We start from the raw sequence: 25,805 nt of genomic DNA on the forward strand, positions 1-25,805 counted from the left end.
AAGACTCCTGATAATTCAAACAGATTTCAGCCGAAATGCGCTTTATGCTGTCAACATAATAATCACGTTCTAATTCATAAAATTATTCCGAATTTCGAACACCTATACCCACTGAACTCTCTATGTAGGCAGGTATCATGCAAGCACATTCACTTATATCTTGGTCTAGTTTAAAACCGCTCCAAACCCGCTTATGCCCTTGCAGCCAATGTCGATCTTGTGGTCTTACGGCTCGAAGATGATGATGTAGAACAAGTCGTGGTCATGTATGGTCGCTGTCAGCATCGCGGCGCACTCATGGCCGATGCCCATATTCAAGGAGATAAAATCGTCTGTGGGCTGCATGGCTCTCACTATATTTATAAAACTGGCATCAACCCACGTTATCTGAATAAAAATCTGCAAAAGTTTAAAGCGTGGGTGGAAGGCGATCAGGTGTATGTCGATCTTGAAGAAATTCAAGCGTGGGAAAAAAGAAATCCTCAACAATATAAGCGTGATCAATACCAAGGCCTATATGCTGACTCCGCGCCCGCGCCAGAAGAACCATATAATAAATTGATCTTGGAACTCGCACGAAATGGCTTAAGTAAATTTGGACATCATGGCCCGACAGCGGCAATGGGCGTGCCTTTCAATCAACTTCCGAAATGGGATGATATTCAACTGATCACCGCACAACTGTGGAAAATTCCATTGTTAGATAATGCACCCGTAGCAACCGAAGTGGTGATTGGCCCAAATGCTAAAAAACCTTTAAAACTCAACATTCCCGTGTTTGTGTCAGATATGAGTTTTGGTGCGCTATCTCAAGAAGCCAAAGTTGCCCTTGCAACAGGTGCTGAACTTGCAGGTACAGGCATTTGCTCAGGTGAAGGCGGAATGCTTACTGAGGAACAAGCGGCTAACTCCCGTTATTTTTATGAACTCGCGTCTGGTCGTTTGGCTATGACATCGAAAAAGTCAAAAAGTGTCAGGCCTTTCATTTTAAAGGCGGTCAAGCTGCAAAAACAGGTACGGGAGGACATCTTCCAGGCCATAAAGTGATTGGAAAAATTGCAGAAGTACGTAAATTACCAGAAGGCACCGCTGCTATTTCTCCTGCAACCTTCCCCGACTGGACGCATCTATCACAATACCGTGAATTTGCAGAATATGTCCGAGTAGAAACCGGCGATATCCCGATCGGCTATAAACTCTCTGCACAGCATATTGAACGTGATATTGACGCAGCACTGAGCATTGGTGTGGACTATATTATTTTAGATGGACGTGGCGGTGGTACAGGTGCAGCCCCAACCTTGTTCCGTGACAATATCTCAGTACCAACCATTCCTGCGCTTGCACAAGCACGTCGTCATTTAGACCGTTTAGGACGGTCAGATATTAGTTTAGTGATCACAGGTGGACTTCGTGTACCCGCTGACTTTATTAAGGCACTCGCTTTAGGTGCAGATGCCATCGCGATTTCAAACTCTGCCATGCAAGCCATTGGCTGTTTAGCTATGCGTGCCTGTCAGACCAATGATTGTTCTGTCGGCATTGCCACACAACAAGATCATTTACGTCGTCGTTTAGAAATAGACAAATCGGCACAACAACTGGCGAATTTTCTAAATGCATCTGTTGAACTGATGCAAGTCATGGCTCGTGCCTGCGGACATCATCATCTGAATCAATTCTGCAAAGATGACCTGACCACATGGAAAAAAGAAATGTCGAACCTCACGGGTATTCACTACAGTGGATTTGAGTAAGCTTCAAATCATGAGCTTTTTTCAAAACCATTGAACCTAAAAAGAGTCCATACGGGCTCTTTTTTATTCTCTGAAGGTTTCAAAGGCCATGAATTGAGCGGCTTGGTACAACCAAAGCTGTGCAAATTGAGGGATGATCATTTCACTTTGTGCAGGACGTAAAAAAATATAATCATCTACGTCTATGCTGCTTGTCTGTGGAATTTGCACAAGTTCCTGATTACTACTGCGACCATATAATGCATGGGGCTGACTGCCTTGAGGATAAACATAGTCCCCACGCCAATAACCTCCATAAATAAACACAGCCTGAGACTTTGCCCAACGACTGAGCCATTCTAACTGTGGTAATTCTGTCCTTGGCAACACTTTTAGCACGGGTGCGGCGATCCATAAGGCACTTTGAAAAGCGTGCAATTTTTTCAATTCAAAATCTACGGGTTTTAATAACATCGAGCCAAATGAAACTTCGTTACAGACACTTTGCTGACAATGAAAATTAAAACTAGGACTACCACCACCATTCCAACAGGTGTGTTCATCACAAAAGGTTGGGTAGCGCTGTTCTACATAAGCTTTGAATTGTTGATAACTTTGCTGGGACTGTTGATAAGTCTGTTCAGCAGATTGGATCAGCCGTGGAATCTTCGCCACATGTGCGTCATAGCCCATTAATCCTGAAAATTTTAAATGTTGGGGATGTTGAACGATTACATCCAAAACAGCCTTTAGCTCATCGATCGTTTTCAGACCTCCACGGTGTAGCCCCACATCGATTTCAATATTGATGCGTAGACACAGTTGATGCTGCTCAGCAAATTTGAGGTATTGGGCTAAACGCTGTTCACTATCAATCAGCCATTGCACTTGCGATTGCGTTGCCTGCAAAAATGCCTTGTCTGCATGGTGCAAGGCCTGAATCGGCATCGGTTTCCCAAACAACACATCGGCTTGCGGCATCGATTCGAAAAGTGTTTTCAGATGTGCAAAATGAAATAGCATGAAACGCTGTGTCTGAAGCTGTGTAGCACAATGTTGGAGCAATGCCATGCACGCCAAGGATTTCACTACCAAGCGCGGATACAGACTATGTGGTATTTGCTGCTGAGTGATCACCAAGTTGTGATTTAATGCGTCAACATCCACGATTAACTGGGGCATCCCCGTCCCGTTTTGCTTTAACAGCGTATTCAACTGTTGAAAATATGCATCCATGCCATCCCCTTTTTCATATCGTTCAATTGGTCTTCAGTGTTTAACCTTCCACGACGCTTATTCAATCAGTAATTGCTGTAGCTCTGGACTGAGCCACTTTTGCTGAGGATCTAATTCTTGTCGAATATTCAAAAAATCTTGCCACTTGGGGTACACATTTTGAAGCTGCCGCGCATTTAGGCTATGCAATTTCCCCCAATGCGGACGCCCGCCATATTTTAAAAAAATCGGCTCCACGAGCTTAAAGATGACTTGATAATCTTGCTTATAGAACTGATGCACCGAAATTGAGGCCGAATCTTGCTGATAAAACGGACTGAGCCAAATATCATCCCCACGTACAAGTCGATATTCTAGCGGGAAAAACATCGGAACCTTATGTCGTCGAAGGGTATGCAAAATTTCTTCTAAACAATTCATCCCGTGTTGCAGCGGAATCTGGTATTCCATCTCATTAAATTTGGTACTTCGAGCAGAAGGAAAAATTCGACTTGACCAGTCTACGTTGATCGAAGGTTTGACAAAAACACCTAATAATTTTTGTAGCCATGGATTCAGTGGTGGAAAAATTCGCGTCAATTCTGCACAAAGTTTGAGTAATACGTCGTCATCTAACCACTGTTCTTTTCGAGGTTGAAGGTTATCTTCCGTCTCATCTAAGGTTTTTAAAATAACCTGATCGGCATGACTAAATGCCCAGAACTCAATATGTCGATGTTCATATTGCCATTGCTGCATATTCTGCAAGACATCTTTCAGCGGACATAATCGCGTCTGTTCTTTGAGTTTATACATCGGTCGGTTTTGCAGCTGTACATGCGTCAGCACGCCTAAACTCCCGAGTGAAACACGCCCTGCTTGGAAAATTTCGCTGTTCTGTTCAGCACTGCATTGTATTAATTCACCCTGCGCGGTTAATAATTCAAACCTCGTAACCAGCGCCGATAAACACGGTAATTCGAGTCCGGTACCATGTGTTCCTGTTGAAATAGCTCCAGCCAAACTTTGACGATCAATATCACCTTGATTAATCAGTGCCTGATCAAAAGACGCGAGCTTCTCCCCCAAATCAAATAATCGTGTGCCAGCTTGGACGGTACTTTGGCAGCGTTCAGCATCGATATCTAGAATACCTTTGAGATGATCTAAACTTACTAAGGTATCTGTAGTTTTTGCCAAAGGGCTAAATGAGTGCCCTGCGCCAACCAAGCGAATCTTAGGATGGGATTGCACCACATCCATTAATTGCTCAAGATTTTGCGGTTGTGTAAATGACTTCGGGATCGACTTCTGAGCACCTGACCAATTTTCCCATGCAATGTCGTGTTGAATTGTCATATTCATCCTTGTCGCCATACTTTTTATTGTATTTAGCCGTATTGTTTTATTTTTGATTTCCGCTTTTGCAATGTTAATGCACAAGCCATCTTGATTTTTTACTTAGATTATACGAAGTTCTGTATCTTCTCAAATTTAAGTTTATTGTTATAAAACAGCAAATAAGCCACGATCAATTAAAGAGAAAATAATTCATCTATATAGCCACACAGACTATTCAAGGCGCTCTACATTTTTCATTAAGCATCATTCAAACCGAATCAATAAAAAAGATCACACACAGAAATATCTGCCAAATCAGTATAAAAAACCAACAATACCTGTATGTTTTTCAACTAAATTATTTATGCTAAAAAATCAATTTTGAGAACCATAGGGTTCATTTTCGTCACTTTACTGTTTTTATTTTATTCAATTTCAATCACTTAAAAATTTAGTGTAAATACTCGACTAAAGCATAAATGCAGAGAAGCTGCGGACTGAATTATTGTTAAGTCAGATTTAAAACAAATAGACATGGACTTGGAGTACCACGATGGTTAGCGCATACGATGAATTGCCACGGACCCCGGCAAATTTTGTGGCACTTTCGCCTCTACGTTATTTAGAGCGTGCAGCCTATATTTATCCTGATCAGGATGCCATTATCCACGGCAATCGTCATATTTCATGGCGCCAAACGTATAACCGCTGTCGTCAATTTGCACATCAGTTGCAACAATTAGGCATTGGCAAAAACGACACCGTGTCTGTGTTATTACCGAACGTTCCGGCTATGGTTGAAGCACACTTTGCCGTACCGATGGCAGGTGCGGTACTGAATACGCTAAATACACGTCTTGATGCGAAAACCATTGCCTTCATGCTGGAACATGCAGAAACCAAAGTCCTGTTGGTCGACCCTGAATTTACTCAGGTTGCCACAGAAGCTTTAGCTTTAATCGATCAAGATATTTATGTCATTGATGTGGCAGATGCTGAATTTGAAGGCACAGCACAACCGATCGGACAAATTGAATTTGAAGACTGGTTGGCGCAAGGCGATGCCAACTTTGAATGGCATTTACCCCAAGATGAATGGGATGCCATTAGCTTAAGCTATACCTCAGGCACCACAGGGAATCCAAAAGGCGTGGTGTATCATCACCGCGGCGCATATATCAATGCAGCGAGTAACATCATTGCTTGCGGCATGACGCCACGTGCAACGTATCTGTGGACGCTTCCTCTATTCCACTGTAATGGCTGGTGCTTTGCTTGGACAATGGCAGCCAATGGCGGAACCAATATTTGTCTACGTAAAATCGACCCTGAACTGATTTTCAAACTGATTGCTGAACACAAAGTAGATTATTTCTGCGGTGCGCCAATCGTACTTTCAATGATGATCAATACGCCTGAAGAGAAAAAAGCACAATTTGACCATCGCGTTGAAGTGATGGTTGCTGGTGCAGCGCCACCTGCAGCGATTATTGAAGGGATGCGTAATATTGGTATCAATGTCACACATGTTTACGGTTTGACTGAAACATATGGTCCATCGGCACTTTGCGCATCGCAAGCAGGCTGGTCTGATCTTTCCATTCAAGAACAAGCACAGCTGCATTCTCGCCAAGGTGTACCATACCCGCTTCAAGACGGCATGAAAGTCATTGATCCTGAAACCATGTTACCTGTTCCGCATGATGGCCAGACCATGGGCGAAATCATGTTCCGTGGCAACATCGTAATGAAAGGTTATTTGAAAAACCCAGAAGCAACGGCTGAAGCCTTTGCCGGTGGCTGGTTCCATACCGGCGACTTAGCAGTCTGCCAACCCGACGGTTATGCCAAAATTACTGACCGCTCTAAAGATGTAATCATTTCAGGGGGTGAAAACATTTCATCGCTCGAAGTGGAAGAAATTCTGTATCAACACCCTGCTGTACTGACCGCTGCAGTGGTTGCAAAGCCTGACCCTCGTTGGCAAGAAGTGCCTTGTGCCTTCATTGAATTGAAAACAGGCAAAGAGGCAACACCTGAAGAACTGATCGAATTCTGTAAACAACATCTTGCACGTTTCAAAGTGCCAAAAGATGTGGTGATTACCGAAATTCCAAAAACCTCGACAGGTAAACTTCAAAAGTTTGTTTTACGTGAATGGGCTAAAGAGCGCGCTGTTGGTGAATTTGGTTAATATTAAAACTCAAAAGCCAAGCTTGAATTTTTCACCATTCAAGCAAAAAAAAGCGACCTGATCAGGTCGCTTTTTAATGTAAAGTCTACATCTTCACGCTTTGCTTTAATGATCAGATCATGTTGAATTATCTGATCATTGAGCTATCTAAGCACTTGGCTATCTAATCATGCATTAGTTATCAGATAATAAAGCCACTTGTTGAATGTAGTTAAACAATTTCAACTTTGACGCAGTCAGTTCTTCTTCGCTTACATTTTTTGCTATATCACGTTGAATACGCAAAATATGCTGACGAATGGGATGATGTTCAGCAGCATTATGTGCTTTCATGAACTCTTTAATGACGGGATCACCTTGGGCAATCATACGTTCAGTCCAGCGTTGAAGCTGCGCTGTTTTTTTCGCACCTTGCTGCGGGGTTAAGTAAGATAAAATCATGGTTTCATCTTCATTACGCAGCAATTTACCTACACGTTGAAACTGACGGCGTCGCGCTTCATGTGAAGTAATTGTTTGTGCATCTAGTAGTGCTTCGATCAGACGCTCTTCAACAGGAAGATTTTTAACCTGTTTAGGATTCAGTTTTGCAAGTTCCTCGCCCAAAGCAGCCATACGTTGTACAGCTTTCTTTTGCTCAGTTTTACTTGCACGTCCTTCTAAGGATTCAAAGTCTTCTTCGGTATAGCGGTTCGGTCGACGTGCCACGTTTAATCTGCCTCGTAAAATTTTGCCGCAAACAGTGCTTGAATTTCAGATAAAGCATTTTCTTCATCTGCACCTTCAATCACTAAGCGTAAAGTTGTGCCCTTGCCTGCGCCAAGCATCAGCAAAGACATAATATTTTTGGCATCTACTAATTTTCCACCCTTACCAATTTGAATCGACGAGCGAAATTTGGTCGTGACTTCGATTAGCTTGCCAGATGCACGCGCATGTAAACCCAGTTTATTAATTACGTCAACAGTTGTGTCGATCATGACCAGTGCTTCATTTCTCTATGTAGAACCTGAATAGACCATTTTGCCTCAAGTGCTTTTTTTAGTCTATCTACGATATATACCGAACGGTGTTGCCCACCTGTACAACCGATCGACACCGTCATGTAATGACGATGCCCTTCGGCAAATGCCGGCAGCCATTTATCCAAGAAATTATAAATATCTTGGAACATTTCATTGGTTTGTTCACTTTGCTGTAAAAATTGACGAACTGGCTCATCTAATCCTGAATACTTACGTAATTCCATATCCCAGTGCGGATTGGGCAAATGACGGACGTCAAAAACATAATCTGCATCGAGTGGAATACCATGCTTATAGCCAAAAGACTGTAAGATCAAAATTAAATTATCTGCCTGTCCAAGTTTAGACAGCAACGTATGTTTTAAATCATGTACACTCTTATCTGTAGTATCAATATGTACTGTCGAGCGTAATTGAATCGGCAACAGTAAAGATTTTTCTTCCTGTATGCACTCATTTAAACTTTTGAAACGACTTGCCAACGGATGGGGACGTCGAGATGAACTGAATCGCGCAATCAATTCCTGATCACGCGTGGTCAAATAAATAATATCGACTGAGCCATGGCGTTGTAGCTGTTGAAAAACCAAATCGAACTCTTGTAAATCTGCACGTGTACTGCGGACATCCACACCCAGTGCCAATTGTTCAAGATTATTTTCTGAATCGAGTTTTTCAACAATTTCGGGGAGTAAGGCCAATGGCAAATTATCGATACAGTAATAGCCCAAATCCTCAAGTATCTGTAATGCAGATGACTTTCCAGATCCAGATTGTCCTGTAACAATTAAAATGCGCTTCATCGCTTGCTACCCCATAGCCGTTTTAAACTGCAGTATATTTAACCTGCATATTATCAATAAGACGTGTTGCGCCTAATTTAGCCGCAATAAACAACACCACGTCTTGATCAAATTCTTCAATTTTCTGTAATTCAGGTGTACGTGCTTCAACATAGTCCACAACAAAACCCGCTGCTGTCAATGTTGCTTTAATATTCGCTAACACATCTGCAAGTTGAGTTCCAGCATGTAATTCTGCCTCAGCCGTTTTCAAGCTTTGGTAAATCGTTGGTGCAATCGCACGATTTTCCGCACTTAAATAACCATTACGTGAGCTCAATGCCAAACCATCTTCAGCACGAGTAATCGGCACACCAATCACTTCTAGTGGAATATTTAAGTCACGTACAAACTGACGAATCACTGCAAGTTGCTGGTAATCTTTTTGCCCAAAGAATGCAAAATTCGGTTGAACAATATTAAAGAGTTTTGTCACAACAACAGCAACACCGTCAAAATGACCCGGACGCTGTTCGCCACACAAATCATTGGTAATGCCGCCCACGCTAATATTGGTTAAACGCGGTTTGTTGCCATACATTTGTTCAACAGTCGGTGCAAACACGATGTCACAACCCACTTCAGCCAATAAGTGCTGATCTTGTTCCAAAGTACGTGGATAGTTGTCAAAGTCTTCATTTGGACCAAACTGAATTGGGTTAACGAAAATACTCACCACCACGACATCACACAGTTTACGTGCTTCACGAACTAAATTAAGGTGACCTTCATGCAAGTTCCCCATCGTTGGTACAAAACCAATGATTTTGCGCGCAGCACGTGCTGGATTTAGCGATGCACTTAAACCTTGAATCGTTGTTTCAGTTTTCATGTCTTACAGCTCAATTTGGAATGTATGTTCTTTGGCAGGGAAACTACCATCAAGTACGGCAGCATGATACGCCTTAAACGCATCCACAATTGCTGTTTCCCCTGCTTGCTCTTTCATAAAGTTGCGAACAAATTTCGCCACGTGACTAAACGTTAGTCCCAACATATCTTGTTGAACCAAGACTTGAGCATCCGTTTCTGCACCGGCACCGATCCCAATCACAGGTGTATTTGGGAATAATTCACTAATTTCTTTACCCACTTGGGCAGGAACACATTCCAAAAGTAAAATTGCTGCACCTGCATCAACCACAGCTTTACAATCTGCAATGAGTTGATCCGCGGTTTCGCGTGTACGTGCTTGCACTTTATAACCGCCAAACACATGAACCGATTGCGGAGTTAACCCTAAATGCACACACACTGGAATACCATTACGGGTCAATACTTCAACTGTTTCTGATAACCATGCGCCACCTTCCAATTTGACCATCTGTGCGCCTGCTTGCATCACGGTCTTTGAATTCACCAAAGCGTCATTCAAAGTGGCATAGGTCATAAATGGCAAATCAGTCAAAATAAACGCATGTTTATTGCCACGACGCACTGCAGCAGTGTGATATACCATATCTTCAACAGTGACAGGCAAAGTTGAGTCATTCCCTTGAATGGTCATCCCCAATGAATCACCAATCAGAATACTATCGACTTCAGCAACTTCCATTGCTTTTGCCATGCTCGCATCATAGCAAGTCAGGCAGGAGAATTTGCGGCCTTCCGCTTTAAATTTTTTCAAGTCACTTAGACTAATCATTTCAATATTCCTCAGATGACGGCTTTCTCAAGTGGTCATACAAAAATTAAAGATGGGCCCAGTTTCCTGCATCCAATACAGTTAAATTTGGATTATTCAAAATAGGTAAATCTTTTAATGGTTGTCCTTTAATCTGTAGATTCTCATCTAAATCCAACAAAGGTTTCAACACAAAATCACGTTCTAAAACACCAACATGAGGCACCGTCAAACGTTCATTTTGAATGTGCTGTTCACCATAAATCAGTAAATCTAAATCCAGTGTACGCTCCCCCCAATGACGTAGGCGTACACGCCCCGACTCTTGTTCAAAGCGTTGCAATTCATCTAACAAAGCCAAAGGTGCTAGATCCGTTTCTAATGCAACCGCTGCATTTAAATAATTCGGCTGATCTTGTGGACCCATTGGCGGACTTTGGTACAGTTGTGAGACTTTCACTGTACCGAGTGTCGCAAGTTTATGCACCGCTTCACTGAGGATCTGTAGAGAATCACCTAAATTACTGCCTAAACCAATATATGTCAGCGTCATTGTGTTGGCCCAAAAATAACCTGAGTCAAATCTCGTTTCACACGTTTACGTTTTAAAATCGGATGATCTGCACCAATTTCACCACTGGCTGACGCTGCCACGATTGACACTGTCGCTGGACTGTTGGCATGTGATTTAGGCTTACGTTGACGGCGACTTCTGCTTTCTGGTTCATTCACCAGCGGTTCAATTTCAACTTGCTGATGTGCAGAAGTTTTGGCTTCCACATCTTCATGCGCCGCTTTACGACGACTCTTGGCACGTTGACGATTGTATTGGCTAATTGCCAGTTCTTTTTCGTCAGTGCTCATCTGCTGATAAGCATCCCACCACTGGCCCATACCTTGCGTGCTTATATCGCCCGATTTTTCACGCAGCAGCAGAAAGTCAAAGCCTGCACGGAAACGTGCATGACCTGAAAGTGCTTCAATTTGCTGTGGTTTTGGATTCAGCAAACGGGTTTGCATTTCCCAAACTTCACGAATAAATGTTTCGGCAAAGCGTGGAATAATGGTTCGTGTAGCCTGACGTTTCAATACATCTAAGCCTGCTTGAGCACGTGCTTCAGCAGGAACAACACCTTTATTTAGATAGAACGTACAACGCTCTTGGAACGGAATCCACAATAACACGGCATAGAAAAATGCAGGGTTAATGGTTTTCCCAATCGAAATACGTTGATCGGTATTTTTTGCAGCCAACTCAATAAATGGGGTTACGACTGGTTTGATATCTGCAAATAATTGATACCAAATACCAAAATCGATCAGCATCGGTAAGACGCGATTGAGATGCCCCATAGTAAAGAGTTTTTGTGACTCGTCGTATAAACGATGTGGAGACACATCACGCAGCAATTGAGTAAGTTCTGGAGTAAAGACATCCAGAATTTTTTGATCAATATTAAAGTTTAATTTGGCTGCAAAACGTAAAGTCCGAAGCATCCGCACAGGATCTTCTTCAAAACGTAATTGTGGATCACCCAATAAACGCAACGTTTTATGCTTAATGTCATCTACTGCATGGCAAAAATCTAGCACTTCACCTTTGCGTGGTTGGTAATACATTGCATTGATCGAGAAGTCACGACGTGCAAAGTCTTGCTCAATCGTACCCCAATTATTATCACGTAAAATCATGCCCGCAGCAGAAGTCACGGCTTTTTTAGGCGGCGCACGGAAGGTCGCAACTTCGATCAGTTCACGTCCTGAGTAGACATGCGCCAGCTCAAAACGACGACCAATAATTCGGCAACGTCGCCCGAAGACTTCTTTCACCTGAGCTGGTGTCGCATTAGTTACGGCATCAAAATCTTTAGGTGCATGACCCAACATTAGGTCACGGACACCGCCACCCACGATATAAGCTTCATAGCCTGCCTTAGTTAAGGCATCAATCACATCTAAAATGGAAGAAGGTAATTGTGCGGTTGATAAACCACATTTGGACGCGCGCAAAGTTTGCAAAAGACGCTGTCTCCTACGTCTGAACGTAAAATTCTTAAGATGTCGCTAATGATATCTCTAACACAATCAAAGGGCAATTTGATTATCTCGATGCCCAAGCTGAGCTTAACCTAATTCTTTTTTTTACACTTCACTTAAAGTGCCAATTTTGCTTTATTTTTAGCAAACAGCGCAGGACCGATTCCCTTAACCTGTTGAATATCATCAATGCTTTTAAATAAGCCATTACTTTTACGATATTGCACAATGGCTTCTGCTTTTTTCTGACCAATCCCATGTAATGTTTGCAGTTCATCAACTGAGGCTGTATTTAAGCGTACTTGATCTGATCGGCTATTTTGCTGAGTGCTGGGTCGTGACAAATAATAGTTGGTATTGCTCGGTGCAGTTGTCGCTTTGGACTTCGAGGCCTCAGATTGCTTTTTTAATTGCTGATCTTGAGCTTGCTGCATGGCTTTCCATTCCGCGTAGCCCGAAGGGCTTTGCGCAAAAGTTAAATCTGCCATTAAACTCAAAACCAAGACAAGTAGTTGCGTAAAGTATTTATTCTTTAGGATGTGGTACATATTTAGCCTGTTGTTTTAATTGTTGTTTTGCCTGTTCCCACAACTGATCCATTTCAGTCAGAGACAGGTCTTCTACATGTTTTTGTTGTAATGTGGCCTGTGCTTCAATATAAGCAAAACGGCTTCTAAATTTATGAATGGTACTTAAAAGTGCCATTTCACTTGAGATGCCAATCTTACGTCCAACATTCACTAGAGAAAATAAGCAATCACCAAATTCATCAAATATTTCGTCGGATTTTTTGCCTGCTAATGCCTCTTTTAATTCCCCTAGCTCTTCCTCAAGCTTGCCATAAGCCCCTTCAATATCTGGAAAATCAAAGCCAATTTTCGCCACATTTTTTTGAATTTCATCTGCTTGGCTTAATGCAGGAGCATGTTTAACCTCATCTAATCTTGATGCTAATTTCCCTCCTTTTTCTTGTTGTTTAATCTGTTTCCATAGTGTTGCCACATCATCCGCATTGAGTGCTGAGAACTGCTCTGCCTGAAACACATGGGGATGACGGCGAATTAATTTATCTGTAATGGCTTGCACCACATCTTGAAAATCAAATGCGCCTTGTTCGCTATACATCTGCGACTGAAAAACCACTTGTAGTAATAAATCCCCCAGTTCATCTCGTACATCATCACTCTGACCTGAACGAACTGCCGCTTCAACTTCATAGGCTTCTTCGATGGCATAACGAGTCAAACTTTCTGGGGTTTGCTTTTGATCCCATGGACATTTTTCACGTAATTCTTTCATCACTGCTAATAATTGTTCCATGTGAACTCCAGCTATTTACTCATCAGTACATTGTTTCGATTACAGAATTTGATATGCTCAAAATTCACTCAAGGAATGAGCAACTCAATTCAGGGAAGCATAACATGCAAAGTATTTTTATTAGCGGTGCAGGACAAGGGATTGGCGCAGCAATTGCACGACTGTTCATACAACAAGGATATAAAGTTGGGCTCTACGACATTAACCAATCTCAAGTTACCTCCTTAGCTGCCGAACTCAGTAGCCATGCCAAAGCTGGACATTTAGATGTAACACAACCAGAGCAATGGCAAAGCGCTTTAGCTGAATTTGTTGCATGGGCAGGTCAGCTGAATATCTTAGTCAATAATGCCGGAATTCTGTATTCAGGTAGCTTTGAACATACGGAACTGTCTGCACACCACCGTACGATTGATATCAATGTCAAAGGGGTGATAAACGGTTGCTATGCGGCATTTCCCTATTTAAAACAAAGCAATTTTGCTCGTGTGATTAACCTCTCTTCGGCTTCAGCAATTTATGGACAAGCGGATTTAGCCAGTTATGCTACATCTAAATTTGCTGTCCGCGGGTTCACTGAAAGCTTGGATATTGAATGGCAAAAATACAATATTCGCGTTTTAGATGTGATGCCTTTATTTGTTCAAACCGCGATGGTGCAAGACATGGATGCCCAAAGCATTAAGAAAATGGGGGTGAACCTTCAACCGAGCGATGTCGCTCAGCAAATTTATGCCTTGGTACAAAAAAAGGATACGGTCTTAATGGCCACACATACACCTGTGGGAATGAAAGCTAAATTTTTATTTAATTTATCGAAGTTTAGCCCGCAGTTTGTCAACCGCTTAAGTAATATTTGGATTGCACACAAACCCAAATAGCAACGTGTTACTAATCATTTAATTTTGCAATCATATTTGTACGCAAATTACACAAAGTTACACAATTGTCACATTTTAACAGGACAAAATTCCTTTTTTTGAATAATATTCACCCGCCCATTACTTTCGGGCGTTTATTTTCTAACAATAAAAGTGAATTATTTCATGAAAAAATTACTTGTTCTTGCAACTGTTACTTCTATTTCAATTTCTGCTTTTGCTACAACTCAATTCGCATCTTCAGAATTAAAAGCGATGGATTGTGCAACTCTTGCTGTTGAAAAAGCGAATGCTAAGCGCTCTTTAGAAGCTGCTGACAAAAACATTGCAAACATCCAAGCATCTGCTCAAGCGCCAGGCAAATCATTGAGCAAATTTGCTGGTTTAGCGGGTGGCGCTCTTGCTGCTTTCGGTGGTAACTCTGAAAAAGCTGCTCGTGCAGGCAACATTGCAAACAGCTTGGCTGGTGAGCAAGATACTTCTGATGCAGGCAACCTTGAACTTCAACAAGCGAACAAATCTGCTGCTCAAGCAAACATCGACAACATTGGTATCTACCAAGGTTCTAAAAAATGCAAAATCTAATCTAAAGCTAGTTTAGATTGATTTTCAAAAAAAGCCCTGTTCAGCCAGAACAGGGCTTTTTTCATGATGATTTTATTTCATACCGATTTATAAGACATTCAACTCAATATTAGGCAAATGAAAGCCTCGGCAAGATTGTTCACTTTGCCATGCCACCGTCAACATGACATGCGGCAGTTGAATATTCTGATAAGCAAAAGTGCCAATTGCGGGATGGCTACACATCCCACCATTCTGCTCAGGATGACACTGCGTATTCAGTTCATTCAGGTTCACTCGAATCCCTAAACCTGATGCTTTAAGTACCGCCTCTTTGGTGGTCCAAACTTTAAACCAAAAATCAGGATCATGCTCAAAGTTCTCCCAATTGAGTAATTCTTCGGGATGAAAGCTATGTTGAGCCATCGCATCAAAACGAACTTTTCGATTTAAATCCTCAATATCCACACCAATATTGGCGATTTTTTCACTGCTGGCCAAAACATAATGCTGCTGGCTATGACTATGATTAAAATGAAAATGTGGCAAATCAGGAATAAAAGGCTTACCAAACGCAGACTTTGAAAAATCTGAATTTTCAACTGATCTATTAAGCCGCTGCGCAAGTAATTGATTGCGATATTGGTAAATGGCTTGTTTACGCACGGCAATTACCTCTTGACGACTCAAGCCATGCGGCTCCACAAAGAAGTCAGTAATTGCACTATATTCAAGCTGAATTTTCGCCATAAGTTATTGATCCAATATCTTTTACACTACGTCCATGACGCTATATTTTATGCGACTGCCCGACACAAAATACACTACCATAGAGATGAGCGCATCGGTCATTTGACTCAGCTAAATTTTAAAACCCAGTTTAAGAATATATAATATTAATTAAGAAATACTTAATATTATAAATATATTCAAATACTTAAGTATAATAAATATTTCAAATACATCTTTAATTAGGTAAAATACTCTAGATTCTTATAACTTTAATTTAAAACTCGGGGTAAACCAGATGCTAAGAAAAATCACGTTAATCAGTTCACTTTGCGTCCTACCATGTTTCGCTCAAGCAGGTTTATTGGATGCGGCCGTTGCAGTGATGGGTGCCAAAAATGGCGCGATTATGGACCAAGCTGAAGCACGTATGAATCAAAGCCGTCAAGAAGCTGCCTATGCTGTGGCTCAAGCAGACCGTGGCTATGCCTCAAATTTCAATCAAGCTAGCCAAACCAACAATAGTGTTTATAGCACAAGTTATTTAAAAACCTTAGATTGCACTGATCTAAGCGTTGAACGTAAGACTTTTGAACGTACATTAGAAGCATCGCAACTGGCATTAAGCCAAGCGTCAGCACAGCAAAATAATCAAGTTTCAAAATGGGCAGGCCTTGCTGGCAACGCGCTATCCGCATTTTCTGGTCAATCAGAAACAGCGGCGCGTATGGGACAATTTGCTACAGCTTTTTCTGGCAATAAAAATACACAACAGGATAGCAGCAGCGCACAGCAAGCCCTGGAAGTTGCTCAAGCTAACCTCGATAATATTGATATTTACCGCCAAGCTAAAAAGTGCAAAAACTAATTTCTACATTTTTTAGATACATAAAGTGAAATAAAAAAGCCTGCATATCTGCAGGCTTTTTTGCTCATCTAAACTTAGCGTTTGAATTTCTTTTCCGCTTTTTTGAACTTCTGAACATAACGACGTTTACGTGCCGCCGTACGCTCATCGATTTGCGACTTACGACCCTCAAATGGGTTATCAGAGGTTTTAAATTCAATTTTGACTGGCGTACCTTCAAGTTTATAAACTTTACGGAACACGTTTTCTAGGTAACGACGATAGTCATTTGGCGTTTTATCGACTTTGTTACCATGAATCACAATCGTCGGTGGATTTTGTCCGCCCATATGTGCATAACGCATTTTGATACGACGACCTTGAACCATTGGTGGTTGGTGTGCATCAGTTGCATCATTCAAGATTTGAGTAATCTTCGCAGGTGATACTTTCAAATGAGAAGAATCATAAGCACGGTGGATCGATGGATAAAGATCACCAACACCTGTACCGTGAAGTGCAGAAATTAAGTGAATTTTTGCCCATGGAATAAAGTCAAAACGACGTTCAACATCTAATTTACATTGTTTACGGTCGTAGTCAGACATGTTGTCCCATTTGTTGATGGCAATCACCATCGCACGGCCTGCTTCAAGCGCATAACCAATCAAATGCAAGTCTTGCTCAACGATCCCTTCACGTGCATCGACAACAATTACCACAACATGCGCATCTTTCATCGCTTGTAAAGTTTTCACAATCGAGAATTTCTCGATCATTTCGTCCACTTTACCTTTACGACGTACACCCGCAGTATCGATTAATGTGTATTTACGGCCATCACGTTCAAATGGAATATAAATCGAGTCACGTGTTGTACCCGGTTGGTCAAATGCAACCACACGGTCTTCACCCAACAAACGGTTCACTAAAGTCGATTTACCCACGTTTGGACGACCAATAATCGCTAAACGTAAGCCTGTGTCTTTATCGTGTTGTTCTTCACTTTCATCTTCAGGCACTTCAGCTAACACTTCTTCAAGCATTTGCTGAACACCACGACCATGGCTGGCAGCCACTTGAAGTGGTTCACCCATACCCAATTTAAAGAATTCAACTAAAGCTGCCTCGGCATGTACACCATCAACTTTGTTGGCAACAAGATAAACTTTTTTACCTAGCGTACGTAAGTCACGTGCAATTTGCTCATCAGATGCCAATAGGCCTGCGCGCGCATCGACCACGAAGACAATAATATCTGCTTCATTAATGGCAGTTTTTGACTGTTCTGCCATGTACGAATCGATACCACCTTCAGTTTCGCCAATACCCCCAGTATCAACGACAATGAAAGATTTATTTTGATAAGTCGCGTCACCATATTTACGGTCACGAGTCAGACCGGCAAAGTCAGCAACGAGAGCATCACGGCTCTTGGTTATCTGGTTAAACAACGTTGATTTTCCGACGTTCGGACGACCAATGAGCGCAATTACGGGTTTCATAGATTAACCTTTATTCCAGATCAGCCAGTTTGGTCTGGTCTGAACATCAGAAAGCTTAGGAAGAATGGAAATAGGATAAATGCCTAAAATAAATAAAAACACGGGGCATTGATGATTCAATCCCCCGCGTTAAAAATACGGTTTGGCTTATTTTAACATAAGCCGCAGAAAAATTAACGGTTCTGCCAAATGCTTAATGCACCCTTACGTGTCGACACATATAATTGGTTGTCAATCACACGTAGTGAACGTACTTCACCACTAGTTTTAGAACGACCAACCAACTCACCTGTCGCTGGGTTGATTAAGTGAAGTACACCATCCAGATCACCAACCACAAGGTCTTGACCTAACATCACTGGGTTACTCAAATTACGATTAAGCAATTGGTCATTTTCCCACAATGTTTGACCAGTGGTAATTTCGTAAGCCACAATTTTACCATCAGTTTGTGTCACAAAGACACCATTGCCCGCAACTTCAGGACGCTGAATGCTGCTCGCATCATTGCTCCAGATCACTTGTTGTGAGGCAAGATCAAGCGCTGTCACTTGGCCTTGGTAACTGGTGGTAATTAAAAATTGACCTGCTACAGTCGGTTCACCGTCAATATCAATGAGACGTTGTACATCTGAACGACCGTCTGACACTGCAACACGACGCTGCATTTTCGGAATACCGCTCAATGCATCAATCACATAGATATAGGCATTTGAAGAAGCAATGAGAACATGACGCGCATCGAGTGATACCGGTGCTGCCATACCACGTAAACTAAACTGCACATTTGGCAAGTTATAGGTCCAAGTTTGTTGGCCCGCTGCCACATCGTTTGCGTATACCGTACCATCATTGGTAACTGAAATAACGCGACCTGCTTGAATCAACGACGGTGAAAGTAACGCACCGGTTAATTGCGCTGTCCACTTTTGTTCACCTGTTGCCTGATCTAATGCAAATAATTGACCTTTTGCATTACCCACAACCACAATTCCGTCAGCTGCTTCTACACCTGCAGTCAAACCTTGTTTAGAGATTTTCTTCTGCCATAAACGCTCTTTGCCTTTGTAGGCTTGAACTTCACCATTAGGATTTACGCTAAAAACAACGCCATTATCTGCATCCATACGTAAACGTAGTGGATCTGCTTCTTCAGTTGAAGCCACACTGTTTGAAAATACAGGTGCTAAAGTTTTTGCCTGTTCCAATTTTGGTAAAGGATTTGGTTTTACTTTTTCTACTTTTCCTTTATTTGCACAACCAGCCAAAGCAAGTGTTAAAACTGTCAGCGCACAGGTAATTTTGTATTTTCTATTCATTCAGTTGCTTCCACTTGTGTATCTATAATCGGACGTTCAATTTCAGGATCATCAACTAAAACGCCTACACTTTCGAGTTTAATTTGTAAAATTTGACGTTCTTCTTGTCGCTCAACCAAAGCTTCCCATGCACTTTGATAAACTTTCTTTGCATTTTCGATATCATTTTTTGCAACATAGACATCGCCACGGGCTTCATCTGCAGTTGCTTGAAAAGCAGGTTCTTTAACCGCTTCTAAAGTTTTTAATGCTTCATCAAATTTCTTTTGTGCCAATTGTGCATACGCCAAACGTAATTTCACCAATTGAACTAAGCCTGCATCATCAACTTTTGAATTTTCAACTTTTTTCAAAGCTTTTTCAGCGTTGGCATAATCCGCTTTATCATACGCCAATTTTGCCATAAGCAACTGAGTTTGGATGGCTTGTGGCGAATCTGGCGCTTCTTTTACAATTTTATCTGCAGTCGCAGAAAGTTGTGTAAAAGCGTCACCCGTCGCCGACTGAGCATCATCCATTAACTGCTGGACTTTGGCTGTTTGCATTTGTGATTCAGCCAAAGTTTTCTTCTGCCAGTATTCCCATCCGAAAAAGGCAATCAACGCAATTAAAATGCCGCTAACAATGGCAGAGCCATATTTTTTAGCAAACGATTTTAAATTATCAAGTTGTTCTTCTTCACTCAATGCGCTCATGAAATTACCTTTTTCCTTATGTTATAGGGATTATTTTGAAGAAATTTTTTCGATAATGAAGGCAACAAAGTCTGCCACATTCACTTCGTGTTGTTCTGCAATCGCTAGCTCTTTCACCAGCACTTGCCCAGCTGCTTGCTCACGTTCACCGTAAATCACAGCAAATAAAGCGCCTGATTGGTCGGCTTTTTTCATTTGCGATTTCATTGAACCTTGTGAACCAACTTTTAAGCGAATGTTGCTACCCGCTGCTTCAAGTTGATCACGAATTTGTTCAGCAAGGACCAATGCCTTACCTTGAGTTGCAGGATCTGAAACCAAGAATAGCTCACAGTCACGCACTGGGGTATTGTCTTCCACTTGTTCAAGTAGAAGAAGCAAACGCTCCATACCCATTGCAAAACCAACAGCAGGCACAGACTGGTCTGCTTTACCTTTAAGCTGACCGACTAAACCGTCATAACGACCACCAGCACATACCGTTCCTTGAGAACCTAAGTGTGTAGTTGTCCATTCAAAGACCGTTTTATTGTAGTAGTCGAGACCACGAACCAATTTCTGATTGATCACAAAACCAATACCAGCATCAGTCAAATACTGCTGCAATTGGGCAAAGTGAGCCAACGTTTCTTCACCCATAAAGTCGTGAAGTTTTGGCGCATTTTCCAAAATGCTTTGTGTTTTTGCATCTTTAGAATCCAAAATACGCAGTGGATTTGTGGTGAGACGACGCTGAGAATCTTCATCTAAGTCATTTTTATGTGACTCTAAAAATTCAACCAATGCCGCACGATAAGCTGCACGTTCATCAGACTCACCTAAAGTATTGAGTTCTAATTGAACTTTATCTGCAACGCCCATGCGTTTCCACAAACGCGCAGTCATTAAAATCAATTCTGCATCTTGATCTGGTGTTGCAACACCAAAGGTTTCTACGCCAAATTGATGGAACTGACGGTAGCGACCTTTTTGTGGTTTTTCATAGCGGAACATTGGGCCAACATACCATACACGCGGTGTAGCACCACGAAGTAAGTTATGTTCAAGCATTGCACGCACACACCCTGCTGTTCCTTCTGGACGCAAAGTCAAAGACTCAGGCGGATTACCTTTGTCTAAGAATGTGTACATTTCTTTTTCAACGATATCCGTTGCATCACCAATAGAACGTTTGAACAGATGAGTCTGCTCCACAATCGGCAAGCGAATTTGCTGATAACCATAAGCATCCATCAGGCTAGATAGATGCTGTTCTAGACGTCTCCATGCAGGACTTTGCGTAGGGAGAATGTCATTAAAACCTTTGATTGCGACGATTGAACTCATGATCTACTCAGAAAAACTTGTGCGAATAATCTCTTTAGCTTTAGCGTCTTCAAGATCGCTAACACGTTGACGAACCATCGCTTCGATTTCGTCAACCAACTGATTTGTGTCAATTAAATGGCTCTTTTCGCCATTACGATACACCAGTGAACGCGGACTTGCACCTACTACACCAATATCGGCTTCTTTGGCTTCGCCCGGACCATTTACTTTACAACCAATCACCGATACATCCATTGGGGTACGAATATCTTCTAAACGCTCTTCCAATGTTTGCATAACTTTGATGACATTAAACTCTTGGCGCGAACAACTTGGGCATGCAATAAAGTTAATGCCGTTCGAACGTAAGCCCAATGATTTTAAAATATCAAAGCCAATTTTGATTTCTTCTTCAGGCTCTGCTGCCAATGAAATACGCATGGTGTCACCAATGCCTTCCATCAACAAACCGCCTAAAGCGATAGCAGATTTGACTGAACCCGTGCGGTAGACACCTGCTTCAGTCACACCTAAGTGTAATGGGTTATCAATTTGTTTAGATAACAAACGGTACGCATCCATCGTCAGAAAGACATTGGATGCTTTGACTGACACTTTAAATTCATGGAAATTTAAACGGTCTAAAATATCAATATGGCGCATTGCAGATTCAAGCAAAGCCTGACCTGTAGGCTCACCATATTTCTTTTGAATATCTTTTTCCAGTGAACCGGCATTGACACCAATACGCATAGAGATGTCATTATGTTGTGCAGCAGCTACCACTTCACGAATTTTAGCTTCTGAGCCAATATTACCCGGGTTAATACGCAAACAATCTGCACCAAGGTCTGCAACACGTAAAGCAATTTTATAATCAAAGTGAATATCGGCAACCAATGGCACTTGCACACGTTTACGAATTTCACCAAAAGCTTCAGCAGCTTCCATACTCGGTACAGAAACACGCATGATGTCCGCACCGACGTCTACACAGCGCTGAATCTGTGCCACGGTCGCTTCGACATCACAGGTTTCAGTATTGGTCATACTTTGGATGCTGATCGGCGCATCACCACCGACATACACCGAACCTACTTTAATTTTACGCGTTGGACGGCGCTTAATTGGATTTTCAATCATTGTTCAGTCTGCTCTGTTGTCCCTTAACGTGATAAACGGAAATCTGCTTTGCCGTTTACGGTATATGGTGACAATGAAATATTTTCATTATTTAAGCTTAATGACACTGCTGTTGCATCATCCAAACGAATTTGGAATGGTGTTTCACCGCTTAAGTTGAGCGTCGATGCTTGACGACCTGTCGCCAACACCTTACCCGTAGAATCCACAATATGTACTGAAGTTGGGCTACTGAAGGTCAATGTCAATTGATCACCGCTGACCGCTGCATTTCCGCCATTCATGTCGAGGACTTGAACTTCTGAAGCGACATCATTGGTCACAGCGTCTTCATTATCGCTGCCCGAGGTCATGCCCTGAATCGCCGCCACGATCGCACCAATGACCACCAACACCACCAATGCAATCAGACCACGTTTGATCCATTTACGATTACGGTCACGATTAGAACCAGGTAATTTACCCATTATTTTAATCGGTGAATTATTTAACGCGTGATTTGGCAACAATCCCGTATCGTTGGCATAAATATCATCAAAACGTTGAATGATATTGGTTGCATCAACTTTTAAATATTTGGCATAAGTGCGGTAGTAACCTTTAATAAAGGTCGCTTCAGGCAATGACTTATAATCATCTTGCTCAAGTGCAGTCAGTGTTTTTAATGGAATATTGAGTTCTGATGCGACAGCTTCAAGTTCCAGTTTTTGCGTAATACGTACTTGACGTAAATACTCACCTGGGCGTTGTACATTTCCTAATGCATTTGGAGCTACGCTCGAACCATTCGATTGCGGTGAATTAGGATTTACTTCCATACGGCCTCAGTACTGTACTGTAATTGCAAATAGCGTTGGTATTCAGGACTTTCTGGGAACAAAGCACGTAACTGGTTAACCAGTACTTGCATACCCAAATTGTCGCCATTGGCACGCGCTGTTCGAATGCCAATCCAGAGTGCGCGCGCACCCTGATTTTTTTGTCCTACTGCACGTACAAATTGTTCATACATTTGTGTGGCAGCAGGGAACTGCTGATTCAAATAAAAGATTTCAGACAACTCTAACATTGAAACATAGGAATCACGATTAGCCTGCAAAGCTTGTTTGAATGATTTTTCAGCATTCGCCACATCACCCACTTTCAGGTAAATTCGACCTAAATTTTCCAATGCTTTGAAACGTTGATCATAACCTAAAGTTGAACCTGCGATGCTGAACTGTTCAATCGCATCATTATAGCGCTCAACTTGGTATAAATACGTACCGTAGTTGTTACGCGCTTGAGAATTTTTTGAGTCTGCTGAAATTGCACGCTTAAAATAACTATCTGCTTTTTCTAAGTTGGCTGGGCTGCCTTCTCGTTGTAGTAAGACACCCATCATCATATTGGCTTGGGAATCGCGAGAATCCACTTCTAAAGCCTGATCTAATGCGCGTTTAGCAGAGTCCAAATCCCCTGCTTTCAGGTGTTCAACAGCCAATTGCGTTCTGATTTTTACGGCTTTCTCTGGGTCTTTTTTCCCAATCTCAGGCGTTTGACATGCTGTTAATGCCAAAACCGATGCACATAAAGCTGAAACGAAAGTGAACTTATACGTTAACTTTTTCAATTGGCTGCCTCTTTATTATCCTTGTGAGCGCAGTATCTCATTTTGCTGCGCAACTTTCTTTTTCCATTGCTCCGCACGACGAGTACGGTCAGCAACTTGCCCCACGAGTTGTCCACACGCAGCGTCGATATCATCACCACGTGTCTGACGAATCGTACACACAAAACCGGCATCAGACAAAGTTTTTTGGAAAGAAATAATACGGTTACGGCTTGAACGACCGTATGGCGCATGCGGGAACGGGTTAAACGGAATTAAATTAATTTTGCTTGGTAAGTTTTTCAACAGCTTTAACATTTGCTGTGCATGTTCAGGATGGTCATTTACACCATCTAACATCACGTATTCGATGGTCACATGTTTACGTGAACTTTCATTGCCATCTTTGGCGATATAACGCTGACAAGCTGCAATCAACTGTTCCAACGGATATTTTTTATTGATCGGAACTAGTTCGTTGCGTAATTCATCATTTGACGCATGGAGTGAAATGGCCAAGGCCACATCAATGTCTTGTGCCAATTGGTCAATTTTAGGCACCACACCTGATGTTGATAAAGTCACACGACGCTTCGACATGCCATACGCAAAGTCATCCAGCATGATACGCATTGAATTCAATACGGCATCATAGTTCAACAGTGGCTCACCCATGCCCATCATCACCACGTTGGTCACTGAACGTTCACGATCCGCAACTGGCACATCTTCCATATAAGAGAAGTTCGCCATCCAAAGCTGTCCAATAATTTCAGCTTGACTCAAGTCACGTTGGAAGCCTTGTTTACCAGTTGAACAGAATGAACAATCCAGAGCACAGCCCACTTGTGACGAAATACACAAGGTCTTACGTGCGCCGGTTTTATCTTCTGCAGGAATGAGCACGGTTTCAACCAATGAACCTGCACCATCACCTACACGGAACACCCATTTACGAGTACCGTCTTTTGAGTAATTTTTATGCACCACTTCAGGCGCTTTAATTTCACAAATCTTTTCTAGTTTTTCACGCAATTTGCCTGAAATATTGGTCATTTCAGCAAAATCAGTCACGAAGAACTGATGAATCCATTTCATCACCTGCCCAGCACGGAACTTTTTCTCCCCCATTTCTTCGAAGAATTTTTCCATTTGCGGACGTGACATGCCCAGTAAATTCACTTTCTCCACAGTATTTTGCTGCGTCGGAGCGGATGGAGATTGTTGCTGTGCATCAGAAACAGCTGATGTAGCGACTACTTCAGTACTCATGTGTAATTACCTAAACCATGTCTAAAGATCAAAGGAGAAGCTCAGTTATTGAGCAAAGAATTATTCAGAGAATAAAAAAACCAGACAAGCAGTATACCACTTATCTGGTTTGAATACTTCGAATTAACGAGTACGTGGAGCGATCTCAGTTTGAGCGAAGAAGTAGTTAACTTCACGATCTGCAGATGCTACAGAGTCAGAACCGTGAGCAGCGTTTTCGTCGATGCTTACAGCGAAGTCTGCACGGATAGTACCAGGAGCAGCTTCTTTAGGGTTAGTTGCGCCAAGGATTTCACGGTGAGCAAGAACTGCGTTTTCGCCTTCAAGAACTGAAACTACAACTGGACCAGAAGTCATGAATGCAACTAGGTCAGCAAAGAAACCACGTTCTTTGTGCTCAGCGTAGAAGCCTTCAGCTTCAGCTTGAGTCAAGTGTTTCATTTTAGTTGCAACGATTTGAAGACCCGCTTTTTCGAAACGAGCAAAGATGTCGCCGATGTGGTTTTTAGCAACTGCGTCTGGTTTAACGATAGATAAAGTACGTTCAATAGCCATGAGAGGCTCCTTAAGTCAATTTGACGTGAAAAATTTGCCGCATTATACCGAATAATGCGCTA

25 protein-coding genes and 1 pseudogene are annotated in these 25,805 nt (G+C 42.0%); 5 read left to right on the forward strand and 21 right to left on the reverse strand.

Annotated features, from left to right (window positions below; genetic code table 11):
- Positions 1–219 precede the first annotated feature (219 nt).
- Positions 220–1,757: pseudogene (locus FTU83_RS17345) on the forward strand (glutamate synthase-related protein).
- A 63-nt stretch (positions 1,758–1,820) separates the two neighbouring features.
- On the opposite strand, the gene FTU83_RS00210 reads toward FTU83_RS17345, so the two are convergent.
- Together FTU83_RS00210 and FTU83_RS00215 are read right to left on the reverse strand one after the other, a co-directional pair.
- Complete coding sequence (locus tag FTU83_RS00210; protein ID WP_180062964.1) at positions 1,821–2,972, reverse strand: alanine racemase; 1,152 nt, start codon at positions 2,970–2,972, stop codon at positions 1,821–1,823.
- Between the two features lie 57 nt (positions 2,973–3,029).
- Positions 3,030–4,310: a D-arabinono-1,4-lactone oxidase gene (locus tag FTU83_RS00215; RefSeq protein ID WP_180105489.1), complete on the reverse strand. Its 1,281-nt coding sequence runs from the start codon at positions 4,308–4,310 to the stop codon at positions 3,030–3,032.
- A gap of 535 nt (positions 4,311–4,845) precedes the next feature.
- On the opposite strand from FTU83_RS00215, the gene FTU83_RS00220 reads away from it, so the two are divergent.
- Positions 4,846–6,486, forward strand: coding sequence for an acyl-CoA synthetase (locus FTU83_RS00220; RefSeq protein WP_180065880.1), 1,641 nt, complete (start codon positions 4,846–4,848; stop codon positions 6,484–6,486).
- Positions 6,487–6,660: 174 nt separating this feature from the next.
- Here the strand turns inward: FTU83_RS00220 and yjgA are convergent, their stop codons facing one another.
- The 9 genes from yjgA to mazG all read right to left on the reverse strand — a co-directional run bounded on the left by yjgA (position 6,661) and on the right by mazG (position 13,334).
- Positions 6,661–7,194, reverse strand: a complete 534-nt coding sequence (gene yjgA / locus FTU83_RS00225) for a ribosome biogenesis factor YjgA (RefSeq protein ID WP_180105448.1) — start codon at positions 7,192–7,194, stop codon at positions 6,661–6,663.
- 2 nt (positions 7,195–7,196) lie between these two features.
- Positions 7,197–7,466, reverse strand: a complete 270-nt coding sequence (locus FTU83_RS00230; RefSeq protein ID WP_180105449.1) for an HPr family phosphocarrier protein — start codon at positions 7,464–7,466, stop codon at positions 7,197–7,199.
- Entirely contained in the window at positions 7,463–8,314 is an 852-nt protein-coding gene (rapZ, locus tag FTU83_RS00235) for an RNase adapter RapZ (protein ID WP_078189595.1), read from the reverse strand. The genes FTU83_RS00230 and rapZ overlap by 4 nt, the downstream gene beginning before the upstream one ends.
- Positions 8,315–8,336: 22 nt before the next feature.
- Entirely contained in the window at positions 8,337–9,185 is an 849-nt protein-coding gene (panC, locus tag FTU83_RS00240) for a pantoate--beta-alanine ligase (protein WP_078192648.1), read from the reverse strand.
- A gap of 3 nt (positions 9,186–9,188) precedes the next feature.
- Complete coding sequence (gene panB, locus FTU83_RS00245) at positions 9,189–9,998, reverse strand: 3-methyl-2-oxobutanoate hydroxymethyltransferase (protein ID WP_111884734.1); 810 nt, start codon at positions 9,996–9,998, stop codon at positions 9,189–9,191.
- A gap of 46 nt (positions 9,999–10,044) precedes the next feature.
- Complete coding sequence (gene folK / locus FTU83_RS00250) at positions 10,045–10,530, reverse strand: 2-amino-4-hydroxy-6-hydroxymethyldihydropteridine diphosphokinase (protein ID WP_180005386.1); 486 nt, start codon at positions 10,528–10,530, stop codon at positions 10,045–10,047.
- Entirely contained in the window at positions 10,527–11,996 is a 1,470-nt protein-coding gene (gene pcnB / locus FTU83_RS00255) for a polynucleotide adenylyltransferase PcnB (RefSeq protein WP_180105450.1), read from the reverse strand. Before pcnB ends, folK begins: the two co-directional genes overlap by 4 nt.
- 134 nt (positions 11,997–12,130) lie before the next feature.
- Entirely contained in the window at positions 12,131–12,562 is a 432-nt protein-coding gene (locus tag FTU83_RS00260; protein ID WP_180105451.1) for a ComEA family DNA-binding protein, read from the reverse strand.
- Positions 12,540–13,334 (reverse strand): nucleoside triphosphate pyrophosphohydrolase, encoded by a 795-nt coding sequence (gene mazG, locus FTU83_RS00265; RefSeq protein ID WP_180105452.1) that lies wholly within the window; start codon positions 13,332–13,334, stop codon positions 12,540–12,542. The genes FTU83_RS00260 and mazG overlap by 23 nt, the downstream gene beginning before the upstream one ends.
- Before the next feature lie 104 nt (positions 13,335–13,438).
- Here mazG and FTU83_RS00270 point away from each other — a divergent pair, with 104 nt between their 5' ends.
- Entirely contained in the window at positions 13,439–14,215 is a 777-nt protein-coding gene (locus tag FTU83_RS00270) for an SDR family oxidoreductase (RefSeq protein WP_180105453.1), read from the forward strand.
- Between the two features lie 165 nt (positions 14,216–14,380).
- Positions 14,381–14,800 carry a hypothetical protein gene (locus FTU83_RS00275; protein WP_078192655.1) on the forward strand — a complete coding sequence of 140 codons (420 nt, stop codon included), beginning with the start codon at positions 14,381–14,383 and terminating at the stop codon, positions 14,798–14,800.
- 87 nt (positions 14,801–14,887) lie between these two features.
- Here FTU83_RS00275 and FTU83_RS00280 read toward each other — a convergent pair whose 3' ends face one another.
- A complete protein-coding gene (locus tag FTU83_RS00280; RefSeq protein WP_180105454.1) occupies positions 14,888–15,529 on the reverse strand; it encodes a 4'-phosphopantetheinyl transferase superfamily protein in 642 nt (213 codons plus the stop codon).
- A 277-nt stretch (positions 15,530–15,806) separates the two neighbouring features.
- Here FTU83_RS00280 and FTU83_RS00285 point away from each other — a divergent pair, with 277 nt between their 5' ends.
- Positions 15,807–16,376 (forward strand): hypothetical protein, encoded by a 570-nt coding sequence (locus tag FTU83_RS00285; protein ID WP_180105455.1) that lies wholly within the window; start codon positions 15,807–15,809, stop codon positions 16,374–16,376.
- Between the two features lie 74 nt (positions 16,377–16,450).
- Here the strand turns inward: FTU83_RS00285 and der are convergent, their stop codons facing one another.
- The 9 genes from der to ndk form a co-directional block, all read right to left on the reverse strand.
- The gene (gene der / locus FTU83_RS00290) at positions 16,451–17,860 is read right to left on the reverse strand and encodes a ribosome biogenesis GTPase Der (RefSeq protein WP_078189606.1); all 1,410 of its coding nucleotides are present in this window, start codon (positions 17,858–17,860) and stop codon (positions 16,451–16,453) included.
- A 173-nt stretch (positions 17,861–18,033) separates the two neighbouring features.
- On the reverse strand, positions 18,034–19,179 hold the full coding sequence (gene bamB / locus FTU83_RS00295; RefSeq protein WP_180105456.1) for an outer membrane protein assembly factor BamB: 1,146 nt from the start codon (positions 19,177–19,179) through the stop codon (positions 18,034–18,036).
- On the reverse strand, positions 19,176–19,874 hold the full coding sequence (locus FTU83_RS00300; protein WP_180073271.1) for a tetratricopeptide repeat protein: 699 nt from the start codon (positions 19,872–19,874) through the stop codon (positions 19,176–19,178). The genes bamB and FTU83_RS00300 overlap by 4 nt, the downstream gene beginning before the upstream one ends.
- 30 nt (positions 19,875–19,904) lie before the next feature.
- Complete coding sequence (hisS, locus tag FTU83_RS00305; protein WP_078189609.1) at positions 19,905–21,200, reverse strand: histidine--tRNA ligase; 1,296 nt, start codon at positions 21,198–21,200, stop codon at positions 19,905–19,907.
- A gap of 3 nt (positions 21,201–21,203) precedes the next feature.
- Positions 21,204–22,325, reverse strand: a complete 1,122-nt coding sequence (ispG, locus tag FTU83_RS00310) for a flavodoxin-dependent (E)-4-hydroxy-3-methylbut-2-enyl-diphosphate synthase (protein ID WP_078192661.1) — start codon at positions 22,323–22,325, stop codon at positions 21,204–21,206.
- 23 nt (positions 22,326–22,348) lie between these two features.
- The gene (locus tag FTU83_RS00315; protein ID WP_180105457.1) at positions 22,349–23,143 is read right to left on the reverse strand and encodes a helix-turn-helix domain-containing protein; all 795 of its coding nucleotides are present in this window, start codon (positions 23,141–23,143) and stop codon (positions 22,349–22,351) included.
- Complete coding sequence (gene pilW / locus FTU83_RS00320; RefSeq protein WP_078189612.1) at positions 23,134–23,937, reverse strand: type IV pilus biogenesis/stability protein PilW; 804 nt, start codon at positions 23,935–23,937, stop codon at positions 23,134–23,136. Before pilW ends, FTU83_RS00315 begins: the two co-directional genes overlap by 10 nt.
- A gap of 15 nt (positions 23,938–23,952) precedes the next feature.
- Entirely contained in the window at positions 23,953–25,188 is a 1,236-nt protein-coding gene (gene rlmN / locus FTU83_RS00325; protein WP_180105458.1) for a 23S rRNA (adenine(2503)-C(2))-methyltransferase RlmN, read from the reverse strand.
- 123 nt (positions 25,189–25,311) lie between these two features.
- The gene (gene ndk / locus FTU83_RS00330; protein ID WP_004697669.1) at positions 25,312–25,743 is read right to left on the reverse strand and encodes a nucleoside-diphosphate kinase; all 432 of its coding nucleotides are present in this window, start codon (positions 25,741–25,743) and stop codon (positions 25,312–25,314) included.
- Positions 25,744–25,805 lie beyond the last annotated feature (62 nt).

The organism is Acinetobacter sp. YH12152 (assembly GCF_013418285.1).
GTDB lineage: Bacteria > Pseudomonadota > Gammaproteobacteria > Pseudomonadales > Moraxellaceae > Acinetobacter > Acinetobacter amyesii.